Annotated in this window: 12 protein-coding genes; 1 reads left to right on the plus strand and 11 read right to left on the minus strand. The window is 69.6% G+C overall.

All coding sequences use genetic code 11. The features are described 5' to 3' along the window. Positions 1–131: 131 nt before the first annotated feature. Entirely contained in the window at positions 132–2,201 is a 2,070-nt protein-coding gene (locus tag VVD47_RS16610) for a thioredoxin domain-containing protein (protein ID WP_327604600.1), read from the minus strand. A gap of 242 nt (positions 2,202–2,443) precedes the next feature. Between VVD47_RS16610 and VVD47_RS16615 the strand changes: the two genes are divergently transcribed. Further along, positions 2,444–2,893, plus strand: a complete 450-nt coding sequence (locus tag VVD47_RS16615) for a BON domain-containing protein (protein ID WP_327604601.1) — start codon at positions 2,444–2,446, stop codon at positions 2,891–2,893. Between the two features lie 120 nt (positions 2,894–3,013). Here VVD47_RS16615 and VVD47_RS16620 read toward each other — a convergent pair whose 3' ends face one another. From VVD47_RS16620 to amrB, 10 genes are all read right to left on the minus strand, one after another. Further along, entirely contained in the window at positions 3,014–4,627 is a 1,614-nt protein-coding gene (locus tag VVD47_RS16620) for a methyl-accepting chemotaxis protein (RefSeq protein ID WP_327604602.1), read from the minus strand. A 261-nt stretch (positions 4,628–4,888) separates the two neighbouring features. Next, entirely contained in the window at positions 4,889–5,194 is a 306-nt protein-coding gene (locus VVD47_RS16625) for a hypothetical protein (RefSeq protein ID WP_327604603.1), read from the minus strand. 247 nt (positions 5,195–5,441) lie between these two features. Then, positions 5,442–6,917, minus strand: a complete 1,476-nt coding sequence (gene tldD, locus VVD47_RS16630) for a metalloprotease TldD (protein WP_327604604.1) — start codon at positions 6,915–6,917, stop codon at positions 5,442–5,444. A gap of 97 nt (positions 6,918–7,014) precedes the next feature. After that, positions 7,015–7,554, minus strand: a complete 540-nt coding sequence (locus VVD47_RS16635; RefSeq protein ID WP_327604605.1) for a DUF2059 domain-containing protein — start codon at positions 7,552–7,554, stop codon at positions 7,015–7,017. Positions 7,555–7,666: 112 nt separating this feature from the next. Next, the gene (locus VVD47_RS16640) at positions 7,667–8,494 is read right to left on the minus strand and encodes a carbon-nitrogen hydrolase family protein (protein ID WP_327604606.1); all 828 of its coding nucleotides are present in this window, start codon (positions 8,492–8,494) and stop codon (positions 7,667–7,669) included. Beyond that, positions 8,491–12,609, minus strand: a complete 4,119-nt coding sequence (locus tag VVD47_RS16645; protein ID WP_327604607.1) for a YhdP family protein — start codon at positions 12,607–12,609, stop codon at positions 8,491–8,493. Before VVD47_RS16645 ends, VVD47_RS16640 begins: the two co-directional genes overlap by 4 nt. Positions 12,610–12,674: 65 nt before the next feature. Next, entirely contained in the window at positions 12,675–13,391 is a 717-nt protein-coding gene (locus tag VVD47_RS16650; RefSeq protein WP_327604608.1) for an alpha/beta hydrolase, read from the minus strand. A gap of 22 nt (positions 13,392–13,413) precedes the next feature. Next, entirely contained in the window at positions 13,414–14,487 is a 1,074-nt protein-coding gene (gene amrS / locus VVD47_RS16655) for an AmmeMemoRadiSam system radical SAM enzyme (RefSeq protein WP_327604609.1), read from the minus strand. Between the two features lie 2 nt (positions 14,488–14,489). Further along, the gene (gene amrA, locus VVD47_RS16660) at positions 14,490–15,071 is read right to left on the minus strand and encodes an AmmeMemoRadiSam system protein A (protein ID WP_327604610.1); all 582 of its coding nucleotides are present in this window, start codon (positions 15,069–15,071) and stop codon (positions 14,490–14,492) included. 14 nt (positions 15,072–15,085) lie between these two features. Beyond that, complete coding sequence (gene amrB, locus VVD47_RS16665) at positions 15,086–15,901, minus strand: AmmeMemoRadiSam system protein B (protein WP_327604611.1); 816 nt, start codon at positions 15,899–15,901, stop codon at positions 15,086–15,088. Positions 15,902–16,110: the final 209 nt, after the last annotated feature.

Genomic DNA, 16,110 nt, shown 5'->3' on the forward strand with positions numbered 1-16,110 from the left:
ACAACACGTAAACCCTGTCAGACGGCCGTTTCTGGCGGGAAATCCTTTGTATAACAGGTGCTTATGCGGATTTCGGTCGATGGTGGCGGCCGCGGCGACTGTGGCGCTTTGTGTCGGCTGACGGAACGGTCTCAAACCGCCCGCGCAGCGCTCCCTATGGCACGCAGGATTCCTTCGAGGCTGTCGACCGGCGGCAGGCAGGCGTCGCCGTGGCAGACCCAGGCCTGCGGACTGGCTGGCACGGGCTTGGCGAGGGCGTCGGGCAGGGCGCCCGCGTCGTCCGGCAGCAGCACGACCAGCGTGTCCGGCCGGCATTGCGCCTGCAGGCCTTGCTGCCATGCCCGCGCCGGACCACGCAGGACGACCACGGTCGGTGGCCGCAGCTGGTCTTCCTGCGCCAGCAACAGGCTGGAGAAGCCGCCCGGGTGGGTGACGATGGCCGGTGAAAAGTACGCCAGCGTGCGCCGCGCGGCGTCGAGGTAACGCGGCTCGCCGACCAGATGGCCGAGGCGTGTCAGTGCCTGCGCGGCCACGCCGTTGCCGGACGGCATCGCGCCGTCGTGGCCGCTGCGGCTCAGCACGATGAGTTGCTCGTGGTCGTCGCGGGTGAACCAGAAGCCGCCATCCTCGGCCTGGAAATGTTCCAGCAGGGCTTCCGCCAGCCTGCAGGCGAATGCCAGGTCGCGCGGCCGCCACTGCGTCTGCAGCAACTGCAGGCAGGCCTCGATCAGGAAGGCATGGTCGTCCAGGTAGGCGTTGAGGTGGGCGCGGCCGTCGCGGCTGGTCGCCAGCAGGCGGTCGGCCGGCCACAGCGTGTCCTGCACGCAGTCCATCGCGCGCTGGGCGGACTGCAGCCAGTCATCGCGCCGGCATATCACGGCTGCCCGCGCCATGCCGGCGATCGCCAGGGCGTTCCAGCTGGCCAGCAGCTTGTCGTCGCGCCCCGGCCGCGTGCGCGTGTCGCGCTGACCGAGCAGGCGGGCACGGGCACTGTCGAGGTGCTGGCGCGCGGTGGCCACGGGCAGGGCCTGGGCATGTGCCACGTCTTCCAGGTCGCGGGCGATGCGCAGATGCCAGTGACGGCCCTCGAAGTTGGGCGCCTCGTCCAGGCCATAGTGGGGGGCGACCACCGCGAACTGTCCGGGCGGCAGCAGGTGCTCCACTTCTTGGCGGCTCCACACGTAGAAGCGGCCTTCCTCGCCGTCCGAATCCGCGTCGAGGGAGGCGTAGTAGCCACCTTGCGGCGACTGCATCTCGCGCATCAGCCAGCCGGCGGTGTCTTCGACGACCTGGCGGAACAATGGCTCGCATGGCTCGCCGCCGGTGAGTGCGAGCGCCTCGGCATACAGGCCGAGCAGCAGGCCGTTGTCATGGAGCATCTTCTCGAAGTGCGGGATCTCCCAGCGCTCGTCGGTGCTGTAGCGGGCGAAGCCGCCGCCGAGGTGGTCGAAGAGACCGCCGCGCGCCATCTGCCGCAGCGTGTGCAGCAGCGCGTGGCGCGCGCTGTCGCGGCTGCGGTCCGCCGTTTCGGGGCGTTGCGAGGCGGCCTCGCGCAGCAGCAGCTGCAGGTCCGGCGGGTGCGGAAACTTGGGAGCCTTGCCGAAGCCGCCATGCCGCGCGTCGAAGCTGCGCTCCAGCAGGAACAGCGCTTCCTCCACCGCCTTGCTGGTGAGGGCGGCGGGTTTCTGCGCGCTGGCGGCGAGGCTGCGTTGCAGGGCGTCCACCACGGCCGCGCTCTGCTGCACGACGCCCTCGCGCTGCGTGCGCCAGGTTTCGGCAACCCGCTCGCAGACATCGGCAAAACCCGGCATGCCGAAGCGTGGCGCCTTCGCGAAGTAGGTGCCGCCATAGAAGGGCACGCCCTCCGGGGTGAGGAACATGGTCAGCGGCCAGCCGCCACCGCGGCGCGACAGCATCTGCTGCGCAAGCTGGTAGATCTGGTCGATGTCCGGCCGCTCCTCGCGGTCCACCTTGATGTTGATGAACAGCCGGTTCATCACCGCGGCCACCTGCGCATCCTCGAAGGACTCATGCGCCATCACGTGGCACCAGTGGCAGGCGGAATAGCCCACCGACAGCAGGATGGGCCTGTCCTGGCTGCGCGCCTGCGCGAGCGCGGCCTCGCTCCACGGCCACCAGTCCACCGGGTTGTCGGCATGCTGAAGCAGGTAGGGCGAGGTTTCGCCAGACAGTCGGTTCATGGCGCGTCCCGAGTGAATGCGTGGGCGGGGATGCCGGCATTGTGAAGCGTCGCTGCCGTCCTGTGTGCCCGTGCTCCATCAATCCCCAGGCAAATGCCAGGCGCGTGAGCCACAGCCAGTCCGACGGAGGAGGACTACATGCTTTCGCGCGCCGGGCCGACATTCATGCACCGGTGGCGTCAGTACATTGCAATCAAACGGTCCCGATGATCGTTTTCACCATGCCTTGAAAGGAGAACGACATGGACAAGCAACGCCATACGCAACGTACTCTGACCGGACTGGCTGCAGCCCTGCTGCTGGGCGTCACGCTCACCGCCTGTGACCGCGACCCGAGCGACAACCTGAGCGAAGCACCGGCCAACCCGCCGTCGGTGGGCACCATCGATTCGGCGAACCCGGGCGTGGCTGCCAACGAGAACAAGAGTCTCGAACAGCAGACCACGGAACTGAAGGTGGAAGCCGAGCAGATGATGGCTGACGCCAAGATCACCGCCGCCGTGCGCGAGGAAATCGTCAAGGATCCCGATCTCAGCAACCTGGGCGTGTCGGTCGACACCAAGGCCGGCGTCGTGACGCTGGAAGGCAACCTGAAGACCGAGAACGAGCGCAGCAAGATCGTGCAGATCGCGCGTGCGCAGCCCGGTGTGACGGACGTGCAGAACCGCCTGGTGGTGGATCCGCAGGGCTGATCCGGTCGGTCGACCGCCAGCAAAAAGGGGCGCCAGATGGCGCCCCTTTTTTTGCGTTCTGTTTGCGTCAGCGACGGCCGCGAGGCGGGTGCCACGCAGGCGTGGAAGGGAAGTGGAAGACTAGACCTCGAAGCGCGCGGCCGCCGAGTTGAGGTCGGCGGCGAGACCGGCGAGCGTGCGCGCGGTCTCGCTGGCTGCGCGGACCGACGTGTCGGACTCTTCCACCATGCGTGCGATGTGTTCCACGTTGTTGGCGATGCTGTTGCTGGCCGCGGTCTGCTCGGCCGTGGCGTGGGCGACGTCACGTATCTTGGCAAGCGTCTGCTGCGTTTCCGAGGTGATGCCGGAGAGCGCCTCGGCGGCTTCCTCCGACAGCGCCACGCCGCGTTCCACCAGCGGCCGCACCGCGTGCATGCTGGCCACCACCGAGTCCGTGTCGTGCTGCACGGCGGTGATGGTCGTCGCGATTTCCGCGGTGGCCTTGGTGGTGCGTTCGGCCAGCTTGCGCACCTCGTCGGCGACGACCGCGAAACCACGGCCCTGTTCGCCGGCGCGTGCCGCCTCGATGGCCGCGTTGAGGGCCAGCAGGTTGGTCTGCTCGGCGATCTCCTGGATGGTGCTGGCGATGCCGCCGATCTGTCGCGTGCGCGCCGCCAGGTCGGTGATCCGGGTCGAGGCCTCGACCACCGTGCCGGACACCGCGTGGATCGCCTCGGAGGCGGAGCTGACGCGATCCCCGCCGCTGCTGGCGAGCTCGGCAGAGCGGCTGGAGTTGGCGGCGGTGTCGCGCGCGTTGTCGGCAATCTGCCCCACGCTGACGGTCATCTCCTCGATCGCCGCTGCCGTCGCAGCCGTGGCCTCGGAGGACTGCGCGGACGCATCGCGGATCTCGTCCATGCGGTCGGCGATGCCGGAGGCGGCATCGTTCAGCTCGGACGCGCTCTGCTTGATGCTGGCGAGCATGCTCTGCAGATTGGCCTGCATCCGCGTCAGCGAGCTGATGAGGCTGCCGGCCGGTGCGATGGGCAGGGCTTGCCCCAGCTTGCCTGCGGCGATGCGGTCCGCCGCAGCGACGACCGTGGCCGGCTCGCCGCCGAGCTGGCGGTAGATGCCACGGGCCATGACGACGGCAAGCCCGGTGGCGATCGCCACGATGACGGCGCCGGCGAGCAGCAGCAGGAAGGCGTAGCTGCGGAAGGCGTTCTCGATGTCGTCGACGAAGAAGCCGGTGCCCAGCGTCCAGCCCCAGGGCGCGAAGCGGGTGACGCCGTTGAGCTTCGGAAACTCTTCCTTGCTCTGCGAGCCGGGCTTGATGTTGTAGATGACGACGAAGGCCGGATCAGCCTTCGCCAGCGCATCGCGGTAGGCCTGCACCACCTTGCGGCCGTCGGGAAGGGTGGCACCGAGATCCTTCTTGCCGATGCGCTCGGTGGTCGGGTGCGCCACCATCACGTCGTCGTCGTTACGGGCGAAGACGTAGTCGTTGCCATTGCGGAAGACCTGCAAGGATTCGGCCGCGCGCTGCTGGGCTTCCTCGCGGCTCATCTTTCCGCTGGTCTCCAGCGCGTGATAGTGCTTCAGGGTTCCCAGCGAAAGGTTCAGCAGCGTCCGCGTCTGCATCTCCCGTTCGGCCTCCATCGTGGAGCGGATTCCCTGCAGGGCAATGCCGCAGATCAGCAGCAGGCCCAGGGCGGCACTCAGGATGATCAGGCCGAGGCGCGTCGACAACTTCATGGTGGGCGTCCTTGTAAGTGGAAACCCGCATATCGACCGCTTTGTCTTACAAGTTGAGGCTTGAATCTGTCTTTATGTGAAACCCTTTTGCGTCAATGGCTTGGGCGGACGCTATTTGTCATTTTTGTGACAGAAAAGTGACGGCAGGATAGGCCGCAGCACGCCGCGATGCCCGCCTGGAGGCGTCGGGGGATGCCTCGGGACGCCAATTCCCGCGCGGCGACTGTCTGGTATGACGGGCGTCGCGCGACACCCGCCAGCTCAGCAGGCCGGCAGGTCGGACCAGTCTCGCAAGGTGGCGTCGGCAGCCTTGAAGCCGACGGTCGCGCCACCGGTGGAGAGCGCCTGCCTGACGATCTCAGGTCCCAGCGAGAAGCCGTTCCCTGCGGGCTTGCGGATCATGGCGCGATGGCCGTGTTCGATGGCATCCAGGACTTCCTCGACGGGCTGGACGGCAGGCTCCCGCTTCCAGGTCGTCGACTCCGAATCGGCAAGGCCCACGCAGAGGTGCGTGGGCTCGCCCGTACCGGAAGGCACCCGCGCGGCGGTGATCATCAGCATTTCCATGTCTCGCTCCTTCGCATGCTCGCCGCATTCCGGGGAATGGTGGCGAGCGGAATCAGAAGGCATCTCCGAAGACGGGATACCCGGAGCAGCCACCGGTGGTAAGCGGCGGCCTGCAGAGATTCGTGTGCGTGGAGGGAGATTGGTTCCGGGCGTGCTTTGAACGGCTGACAGCATGATGCCGGCCGTGTCGTGGCCGCTCTTGCCGTACTACCTGTAGCCGTTCTTCGAGCGTTCTTGCGTCGGGCGGTCAGCCGCCCGTGCCACCCACCGTCAGCCCGTCGATCCGCAGCGTTGGCTGACCCACGCCCACCGGCACGCTCTGGCCTTCCTTGCCGCAGGTGCCGACGCCGGAATCCAGTGCCATGTCGTTGCCGATCATCGACACGTGGGTCAGCGAGTCGGGGCCGTTGCCGATGAGGGTGGCGCCCTTAACGGGCGTGGTGACCTTGCCGTTCTCGATGAGGTAGGCCTCGGCGGCGGAGAACACGAACTTGCCGCTGGTGATGTCCACCTGGCCGCCCCCGAAGTTGGCGGCGTAGATGCCCTTCTTCACCGAAGCGAGGATCTCTTCCGGTGCCTTGTCGCCGTTGAGCATGATGGTGTTGGTCATGCGCGGCATCGGCAGGTGCGCATAGCTTTCGCGGCGGCCGTTGCCGGTGGCGGGTACGCCCATGAGACGGGCGTTCATGCGGTCCTGCATGTAGCCGACGAGGATGCCGTCCTCGATCAGCACGGTGCGGTTGGTCGGCGTGCCTTCGTCATCGACGGTCAGCGAGCCGCGGCGGCCGGGCAGGGTGCCGTCATCCACCACGGTGACGCCCTTCGCCGCGACGCGCTGGCCGATGCGGCCGGCGAAGGCGGAGCTGCCCTTGCGGTTGAAGTCGCCTTCCAGGCCGTGGCCGATGGCTTCGTGCAGCAGGATGCCGGGCCAGCCGCTGCCCAGCACCACCGTCATGGTGCCGGCGGGGGCGGGAATCGCGACAAGGTTGGTGCGTGCCTGGTGGACGGCGCGGTGGGCGTAGTCACGCAACACGGCGTCGGTGAACAGGCGGTAGTCGGCACGGCCACCACCACCGGAACTGCCCTGCTCGCGGCGGCCGTTTTCTTCCAGGATGACGGTGAGCGAGACGCGCACCAGCGGGCGCACGTCGGCGGCGACATGGCCATCGGCACGGGCCACCAGCACCACCTCCCAGGTGGCGGCGAGGTAGGCCATGGCCTGCACGACGCGCGGGTCTTCGGCGCGGGCCGCGGCTTCCAGGCGTTCCAGCAGGCGGATCTTCTCGGCGTCGGGCAGCGAGGCGATGGGGTCGGCGCTGGCGTACAACGCGGGCGGCAGCTTGCCGGCGGCCACCTTGACGCGGCGCGTCTTGCCTTGTGCGGCGATCGCGCGCGTGGCGCGGGCGGCCTCCTTCAGCGCCGTGAGGGTGATGTCGTCGGAGTAGGCGAAGGCGGTCTTCTCACCCGCCACTGCGCGCACGCCCACGCCCTGCTCGATGTTGAAGCTGCCGGACTTCACGATGCCTTCTTCCAGGCTCCAGCCTTCGGCACGCTGGTACTGGAAGTAGAGATCGGCATCGTCCAGCTTGTGGGCAAGCATGTCGCCGAAGACGCCGTCGAGCGCGCCGAGGCTGAGGCCGGAGGGCGCCAGCAGGGTGCGTTCGGCGAGGCTCAGGGCGTCGGTGGCGCTGCTGGTGGCGGGGGCAAGGGTCGGTGCGTTCATGCGGATGTCCGGACGGAAGAGGGGAATCTCGGGGGAATCTCGGGGGTGATCTGATGCATCTGGTGACGCATGCGGCCAGTTTAAAGGGCTGGCGGTTTCATTGCTGGGGTGCCGGTTGCGGCGGCTGGGCTTCCATGGGACGGAAGCCCTCGGCCTTCAGGGCCTCGTTGGCCTGCAACACGAAGCCGGGCACGACTTCGCGGCCCCAGGTGCTGCCGACGGTCTGCGTCTCCTTCTGGATCGCCGGCAGGGCCTGCAGCAGCCGGGCGCCGGTGGGCGAGCGGTAGAAGGCGATGATGGTGCGCAGTTCGTCGTGGGAGAACAGGCGGTCATACACGGGCACGAGGCGGTCGCGCAGGCCGCCGCTGACGGCGTAGTGCTCGCCGAAGACGCGGTGGGCGTTCTCCATGATGATCTGCTCGGCGCGTGCCGGGTTCTGCGGATTGCTGCGGCGCGCCCACTCCTGCGCGCGCGGGCGCAGCGATTCGGCTGTGGTGGCCGGGATGCGGCCGGAGCCCGTCAGGTCCATCAGCGTGAGGATGTCGGTCTGCTTGGCGGGATCCACCGTCTGCGCGGCGGCAGGCAGGGCCAGGGTGGCGCACAGGACGAGGCAGGCGATGTGCATGGCGGATCGCATGGCGGGTCTCCGGGTCGGGCTGGTGGAGGTGGGTCTGGTGGGGGGCCGGCGGCGCGGGCTTACCCGGCTTGGGCAGTGGGCGGGCGGAAGCGTTCGATTCGCGCGTGGCCGCTCAGTCCAGTCGCCGGTGGGCGAGCGCCGGCAGTCGCGCCCGCACGTCGGCGATCCGCGCCGGGTCCACTTCGCCGGTGACGACGCCCTCGCCCGTCGGCAGGGAGGCCAGCACCGTTCCCCAGGGGTCGATCAGCATGCTGTGGCCCCAGGTCTGGCGGCCGCCGGCATGCGTGCCGCCCTGGGCGGAGGCGAGCACGTAGCACTGGTTCTCGATGGCACGTGCGCGCAACAGGACCTCCCAGTGCGCCTGTCCGGTGGTGGCGGTGAAGGCGGCCGGCAGCACCAGCAGCTGCATGTGGCCCAGGTGGCGGAAGAGCTCAGGGAAACGCAGGTCGTAGCACACCGACAGGCCGGTGGGGCCGCAGGGGCCGTCGAAGCTCACCACCTCGCTGCCGCATTCGATGGTGGCGCCTTCGTCGTAATGCTCCGTGCCGTGGCGGAAGGCGAACAGGTGCAGCTTGTCGTAGCGCGCCACGCGTTCGCCCTGGTCGTCGTACACCAGGCAACTGTTGCGCACGCGTTCGGCATCCCCCGCTTCCAGCGGCACGGTGCCGCCGACCAGCCACACCTTGTGGCGGCGCGCGCAGTCGGCCAGCGCGCGCTGGATGGGGCCGTCGCCATCGGCTTCGCGGATGCCCAGCTTGTCGCGCGGGTCGGCCGACAGCATCACGCAGTATTCCGGCAGGGCCACCAGGCGCGCGCCGGCCGCCGCGGCCTCGCCGACCAGGCGGTCGATGGCGGCAAGGTTGGCGGCGACATCGGGGCCGGACACCATCTGCACGGCGGCGACGCGGACGGGAGTGACGGAGGTAGTGCTGGGGGTCATGGCGTTCTCTCGGGCACGGACGAGCGGGGCGAAGACTGGAGCGGCGATTGGGCAGGCGATGGTGGTGGCGACTGCGTCGGCACACCCGCCGGCGCACTCTGCAGCGCCGGTGGCAGGGAGGCCAGGCCCAGGCGCACCACGCGCGGTTCGGCCCAGTTGCCGGTAATGCTGTAATCGTAGGCGAACAGTTTCTCCACCGGGTCGCTCAGCAGCTTCTGCGCAAGGTAGGTGGCCACGCCGAGAACGGGGTTCACCACGCCGACCGCCGCCGCGCCGACCGCCACGCCTTCCGACAGGGTGGGCTGCACGTTGATGCGCAGGTCGTGCTGCTCGCGGGCGAGGTCGGTGTTGCCACGCATGCTGACCTTGGCCGCCGGACCACGGATGACGAGGTCATCGGTGTGCAGCACGCCCTGGCGCACGTTGACGTGGCCGTTGATGGCGTCGAAGGCGAATCCCTGCGAGAAGATGTCGCTGAAATCCAGCGTCGCGCGGCGCGGCAGCGACTGCAGGCTGAGGATGCCGAGCAGGCGGCCGGCGCCCGGGTTGAGCTTGACGAACTGGCCGTTGCGCACCTGCAGTTCCATGTCGCCGGTCAGCGTCGGGTAGTGCAGGCGCGTCGGCAGGCCGCGCCAGCCCAGCTTGCCGTTCAGCTTCGCCTCGCCACGGTTGACCGAATCCGGGAAGCCGAAGCGGGTCAGCAGGCCGCCGACGTTGCTGCTGTCGACGCGGAATTCCAGCTGGGTCTGGGCGCCCTGCGCACCGCGGCGGTAGCTGCCGCTGCCTTCCATGCGCGCGTCCTCGTTGCTCAGCAGGATGTGGCTGAGCTGCCAGTTGTTGCCCTGGTTGCTGGCCTGCATTTCCAGCCTTCCCAGCGGGTGGCCGTACAGGGTGAAGTTCTGCGCCGTGACGTCCAGTTCCGGCAGGCTGTCCTGGCGGTCTGACGGCGGTTCGGCCGCGGCCGGCATGCTGGCCGAGGGAGCGGTGGCGGAGCCGGTGCTGCTGGTGGTGGCGGAAGTCAGGGTCAGCGTGTCGAGACGCGCCTGCACGCGGCCTTCGTTGGCGCTGCTCCAGTCGATCTGGCCGGCGACGTCCGGCCCGCTCAGCTGGATGCGCCAGCGCGCGCCCTGCGGCTGGAGGTGGGCGGTGACGTTGCGGAAGAGGTGGCCGCCCGCCACCACGCTGCGCGCCTGCAGGTTGATACCGGCCAGCTTGCTGGCGTCGCCACGGCCGGACTGTTCGCTGCCGGCCAGGCGTGCCGCTACCGTCCGCCAGGCATCCAGGTCGAGATGCTCGAAGCGGCCGGACAGGCCGAAGCCCTGCGCCGGCTGGGCGGCTTTCTCGAAGGCGGCGGCGCCACCGCTGGCCAGCGTGCACTCCCGGCCCTTGCACTGCTCCGTCCATTGCGCGTCGAAGACGTTCTCGGCGCTGATGCTCCAGGTGTCGCGGGAGGCCTGGGCTTCGGTCGTGTCGGGTTCGTGGTGCCAGCCGAACCTGAAGGGCAGGGCCTCGTTCGCCTTCTTGGTCAGCGGCGCGGGCAGGGTGGAACTGATGCCGACCAGGTTGCTGGCGAGTTGCAGGTCGAGGGTGCCGCTCCTGGCGGTGACGCTGCCCTGCACCGCGGCCTCGCCGTTCAGGTAGTCACCCACCGGCAGATTGAGCAACTGGCGGATGCCGGTGGTGGGCAGGTTGCCGGACAGGGCCACACGCAGCAGGCCGCCTTCCTCGCTGGCGCCACTGGCCTTGACGCGGCCGCCGGCAAAGACCGCGGCGGCCTCCAGTGCCGAGATGCTGCGTTCGCTGAACCGTAGCGAACCCGCCGCCTCGGTGAACGGCGGCAGGCCCGGCATCAGCCGGACCTGGTTGCGGTCGAAGCGGAACTCGCCCGTCACCTGCGCCGGCGGCGGATTGGCATACAGCGGGATGCGCAGTTGCAGGTCCAGGTTGCCGTTGCCGGCAGCGGTGACGTTGCGCGCGAAGCCGCCGAGGTGGGTGTCCAGCGGGCTGCTGCTGATGTAGCTGAGGAAGTCCTGGCTGGGGCCGCCGGCCTTGCCGCGGATGACGACGTTGTGGAGCGGATCGTGCAGGTCGTCGATGCGCGCCTGCACGCCACTGAGGGTGACGTCGCGGTAGCGCGCGCTCTGTGCGTTGATGAGCATGCGCCGGCCTTCGAACAGGAAGCTGCCGTCGATGCGGTCCAGCTCCGGCCAGTTGTTGGCGTAGTGCAGGCGGCCGCCGTGGATGCGCCCGCCGACGCGGAAGTCCACCCGCTTGCGCATCTCCGCCTCGCTGAGGGCATGGTTGGCCAGCGCCTTCGGATCGCCGCGAAGATGCATGTCGACCTCGGTGGCGTGGCCATCCAGCAGGGCCATCTCCAGCCAGGCGCCGGTGTGGGTCAGCACGGCCGGAATGTAGCGCCACACGGCTTTCGCGTCGCCGCGTTTCGCGCTGGCGGTCATGTCGATGCGGCCGGTTTCGCCGGCACGCTGCGTCCATTCGCCGCGTGCCTCGGCATCGATGTCGGCATTGCGCAGCTGTGCGCGTTCCACCTTGATGCTCAGCGTGTCACCGGCGTGGCGCCAGTTGCCGCGCACCTGTGCGGCCTGCAGTTCCACCAGCGGGTCGCGGAAGACCGTGGGCATGTCCAGCGCACCATCCCTGGCTTCCAGCCGGAAGCTTCCTTCCTTCTCGTTACCGTCGATCTCGGCGCTGATGCCCTGCATGCCGGGCACCTGGCCGGTGCTGGCGAGTGCAAGGCCCGTCAGGCGTGCCGACAGTTTCCAGGTGTCCGGCCGGGGCAGCTCGCCCTGCCAGCTGGATTCCAGGCGCTCCACCCAGCCGCGTGGCTCCAGCGTGGCGAGCTGCTCCTGCCAGCTCGCCGGCAAGGGCAGGCGGGCGGACAGCTGGGCCAGCACGCGCACGTCCAGGCGCGACGCGGAAAACTCGCCGCGCGCCGGCTCCCGCGCCTGTCCTTTTTCCTTTTCGCGTGCCGCTTCCGCCCGCGCGGCGAAATTGGTGGCCGGAATGCGCAGGCCATCGGCGGTCGCCAGCGTGACGCGCTCGCCGGCGATGGCGACGCTGCCCTCGCGCGCGGCGAGCTTCAGGCGGCCGCGCAGTTCGGTGAGATGCAGCATGGGCAGGCGGGGCTCGAAGCGTACCTGCACGTTCTGCAGAGCGAGGTCGGTCGTCAGCGCGCCGACGCGCAGCCCCTCGAAATTGAGCCAGGCGCGCACTGCGCCCTGGCCCTGCGGCAGTTCGACCGGGTAGTCCAGCCACGGCGTCCACGCCGCCATGTCGGTGCGTTGCAGAGCGAGGTAGACGGTGCCGCGCCAGCCGCCGGCATCGGTCAGGGTGTCGCCGCGCAGATCGCCACGGATGTCCAGCGGGCCGCTGTGATCGGCCGGCGGTTGCGCGGTGATGGCGAAGCGATGGCGGTCGCCGTCGTTGTCCAGGCGCAGCGACAGCTTGTCCAGCGTCAGCGTGGGCGCCTTGCGCTTGTGGTCGGTCCAGTCCACCTGCGCGTCGCGGATGACGATGTGGTGCTGGCTGAGCAGGAAGTCCGAGAAGGCGCTGCCCTGGTCGCCCTCCTTCTTCTCGATCGGAATACCGGCCACGACGAAGCGCCCGTCGGCCTCGCGGCTGATATCGAGGTCGGCGCCGGCGATGACCAGCTCGTGCAACTCCAGCCGGCGACGCCACAGCGAGGTCCATGCGATCTCGGCGGTGATCTCCGGCAGTTCCAGCACCGTGCGCTGCTCCGCATTCACCAGGCGCAGCTGGCTGATGCGCAGGCGCGGGCGCAGTCCGTCCCAGCGGGCGTCCAGATCGTCCATCTGCACCTGCATGCCGAGGCGCCGGCCGAGCTCGCCGGCAATGTCGTCGCGGTGCGCCTCGATCTGCGGGGCGGCGACGTAACGCAGCAGCAGGAAGACGATGCCGATCAGGAAGTAGGCGACGACCAGCAGGCGCAACACCTGGCGCGAACACCACAGGGGCACGTGCCACCAGCGGAACAGGCGCTGCGGCAGGTCTTCTTCGGGCGGCGAGGGGGCGGCAGGGCTGGCGGACATCGACGGCAGGCTGTGGCCGGTCGGCGCCGGCTGCGAAGTCGCCATTTTACCCCCCGGGCCCCGGTGTGCCGGCCCGCCGGGCGGTCAGACGCGCGTCAGAAGCGTCTGATTCAGCTGTCGGTGGCGCTGTCGGGGTGGCGTTCGCCATCGGCCGGCGCTGCGATGGCCGGCAGATGCTGCAGGAACCAGTCGCGGGCGCTGCTGGCCGCGGCCTCCAGCGAGCCGGGTTCGATGAAGTCCACGCTGGCATAGGGCACGACCTTCCAGGCCTTGTCGGCGCCGATCAGGGCGTAGGCCTGTTCGGCCGGTGGCAGCAGGGCGGCTTCCTGGCCGGGCATCACCATCAGGGTGGGCACGCGCAGGCGGCGCAGGGGTTCGGCGCCGGCCAGGTCGGCCCGCGCGCTGCGCGCGACGATGGCACCGATGCGTTCGCCCATCGTTTCCGGCTCGCGGGCGATGGCACGCACGCCGGCCGCCGCCACCGTGCCCAGCGCCTGCAGGCCCAGCGGCAGGCCGCCCAGTTGCGGCTGGTGTTGCACCCACAGCATCACGGTCTGCAGCCGCGTGGCCAGCAGCGACACGTCGTAACGCAACTCCGGGTCGCGGCTTTCCTCGTAGGCGCTCAGCAGGCTGACCAGCAGCGTGGCGTAGCCGGCGTCGCGCAGCACGCGGGCGGCGTAGTCCTCGCGCGAGTCGCGCAGGCGGCCGAACCAGGGCGAGACGCATAGCACCAGGCCGCGTACGTCGGGCGCGTGGGACAGGAAGGCGTCGAGCCAGACCTTGTCGGCCTGGATGCGGAGATCGGTGTGGCGCAAGGCGTAGCTCATTCGGAGTGCAGGGTTCCTCTGTTCAGTGCGCGGCCTGCAGACGCACGGGGATGCGGCGGTTGCCGAAGTTGCCGGCGTGTGCGGCGAAATGCCCGGCGATGCGTGTGCCGCAGTCAGGGCAGCGTCCGTCCGCACCGATGCGGCAGCTGAGGATTGCATAGCCGTCCCGCGCTATCAAGGCGCCTGCGCAACCGGGGCAGTAGGTGGTGGCGCTTTCCGGGTGGCGGATGTTGCCGCAATACACATGGTGCAGCCCGGCCTCGCGGGCGATGCGGCGGGCACGCAGCAGCGTGGCGGCCGGCGTCGGTGGGCGGTCGGTGAGCTTGTAGTCGGGGTGGAAGGCGGTGAAGTGCAGCGGCACGTCCGGCCCCAGTTCGCGCATCACCCACTGCGCCAGCGCCTGCAGTTCGGCATCGCTGTCGTTGGCGTCCGGGATCAGCAGGGTGGTGATCTCCAGCCAGGTGCGGCTTTCGTGGCGCAGCCACACCAGCGTGTCCAGCACCGGCGCCAGCCTGGCGCCGGTGAGCTTCTCGTAGAAGCCGTCGCTGAAGCCCTTGAGGTCCACGTTGGCGGCGTCCATGTGGGCGAAGAACTCGGGGCGTGCCGCGGGGCTGATGTAGCCGGCCGTCACCGCCACCGTGAAAATGCCTTCGGCATGACAGGCACGGGCGGTGTCGATGGCGTACTCGGCGAAGATCACCGGGTCGTTGTAGGTGAAGGCGGCGCTGAGTGCGCCCGTCTTCCGCGCCGCCACGGCGATGGCGGACGGCGAGGCGCTGTCCATCAGCCTGTCCATGTCGCGCGACTTCGAGACGTCCCAGTTCTGGCAGAACTTGCAGGCGAGGTTGCAGCCGGCGGTGCCGAAGGACAGCACGCCGCTGCCGGGAAAGAAGTGGTTCAGCGGCTTCTTCTCGATCGGGTCCACGCAGAAGCCGGAGCTGCGGCCATAGGTGGTGAGCACCAGTTGCCCGCCTTCGCGGGCGCGCACGAAACAGGCGGCGCGCTGTCCGTCGTGCAGCCGGCAGTGGCGCGGGCACAGCTCGCATTCGATGCGGCCATCGTCCAGCGGGTGCCACCAGCGGGCGGGGTGATTCATGCTCAGCCCTCGCTGAATTTCTCCACCCGGTAGCGGCCGAGCAGCATGTCATCGGGCCAGTTGCGCAGGCCCGCCTTCAGCAACAACTGGTCGAGGAAGCGCTGCGGCTCCGGCAGTTGCTCCCACACTTGCGGCAGGAAGGTGGCGCTGCGGCAACCGCCGGACAGGATGATGCCGTCCTGGCCGGCGACGATCCGTTGCAGGGCCTCTTCCCGTGTCGGGCAGGGCTGGATGTCGGCGTCGCCGAGCAGCGAGACCTCGACCTCCAGTCCCGGCCATTCGGCCGCCGTCAGCGGTGGAAAGCGCGGGTCGCGGAAGGCGGCGGCGCGGGCGTTCTCCTGCACGTCGCGCAGCAGCGGGCGGCTGGCCTGCAACTGGCCGATGCAGCCGCGCAGCGCGCCGGCGCGCTGCAGGGTGACGAAGGTGGCGCCGCGTTGCTGCAGGGCCGGCAGGCCGGCGTCCACCGCCATCTGCGGCAGCGCCAGTCGTTCGGCAATGGCATTGCGCGCCAGCGCCAGCAGGGTGGTGCCGAGCGCGGGGCTCACGGCTGCGGAGGAGGGGGCGGGCGGAGCCGGCTGGTTCATGGTGGCCGCGCTGCTCAGTGCAGCACCTGCGCCTCGGCGCTGAAGGCGACGGAGGCGTAACCGACCACCCGGCTGCGGTCGCCCGCGGTGTCGCCGGAGTTGCGCAGGTCCAGCAGTTGCGGGCGCAGGCCGTGCTTGCGTGCGGCGTGGAAGAAGCCATTGAGCGGCATCGCGCCGCAGGCATCTTCCGGGCGCAGCGTCGGGCTGAGCGACAGTACGCGTTCGATGGTGGCGTGGTCGCGCTGCCGGGCATCGGCATAGGCGTGGTAGTGGGACAGGTCGGAGCTGACGAGGACCAGGGTCTCCGGCCCGCCCCAGACCGCCTCCAGCACGGCCGCCACCTGCTCCGGCGCCGCCTGGCCGACGCTGATCGGCAGCACGCTGGCGTGGTCCAGCACGGTCTGCAGGAAGGGGAGCTGCACTTCCAGCGCGTGCTCGGCGGCATGCGGACGGTCGTCCACCACCACGCCGGGCAGGCGGGCGAGGCTGAACACGCCCTCCGCGTCGACTTCCATTTCGCCCAGCGGGGTGGCCATGCGGTTGCAGCCGGGCAGGGCCATGCCGTTGAGCGGTACGCGGTGGCTGGGCCCCAGCAGCACGACGCGGCGGATCGTGTCGCGCAGGGGTTCGAGCAGGGCGTAGGCACTGGCCGCCACCGCCCCCGAGTAGACGTAGCCGGCATGCGGCACCAGCAATGCCTTGGGCGTGGCCGGTGGCACGGGGTGCGGCGCGCGGACCAGCAGGTCATGCACCTGTGCGCTCAGGACGCCGGCGTCGGCGGGATAGAAGCTGCCGGCGACTGCGGGGGGACGGACGATGTGGGATGCCATGGCGCGCGGAGGGGAGGATGTCTGCTGCGAGGCTCGCAGCGGTAGCTGCAGTATAGCCAGCCACCTGCGGGCGCCTGCCGGCAGGGCCGTGCCACGGTGGCGGCGTGCGGCGGGACGTCCCTCCGACAGCCGAATCTCACACGCGCTTCGGTCATCGCCGACAGGTGCGCACGGGTGCCCTGCTTACGCTGGAAACATCGAGCATCGAA

The organism is Uliginosibacterium sp. H1, from assembly GCF_036017065.1.
Taxonomy (GTDB): domain Bacteria; phylum Pseudomonadota; class Gammaproteobacteria; order Burkholderiales; family Rhodocyclaceae; genus Uliginosibacterium.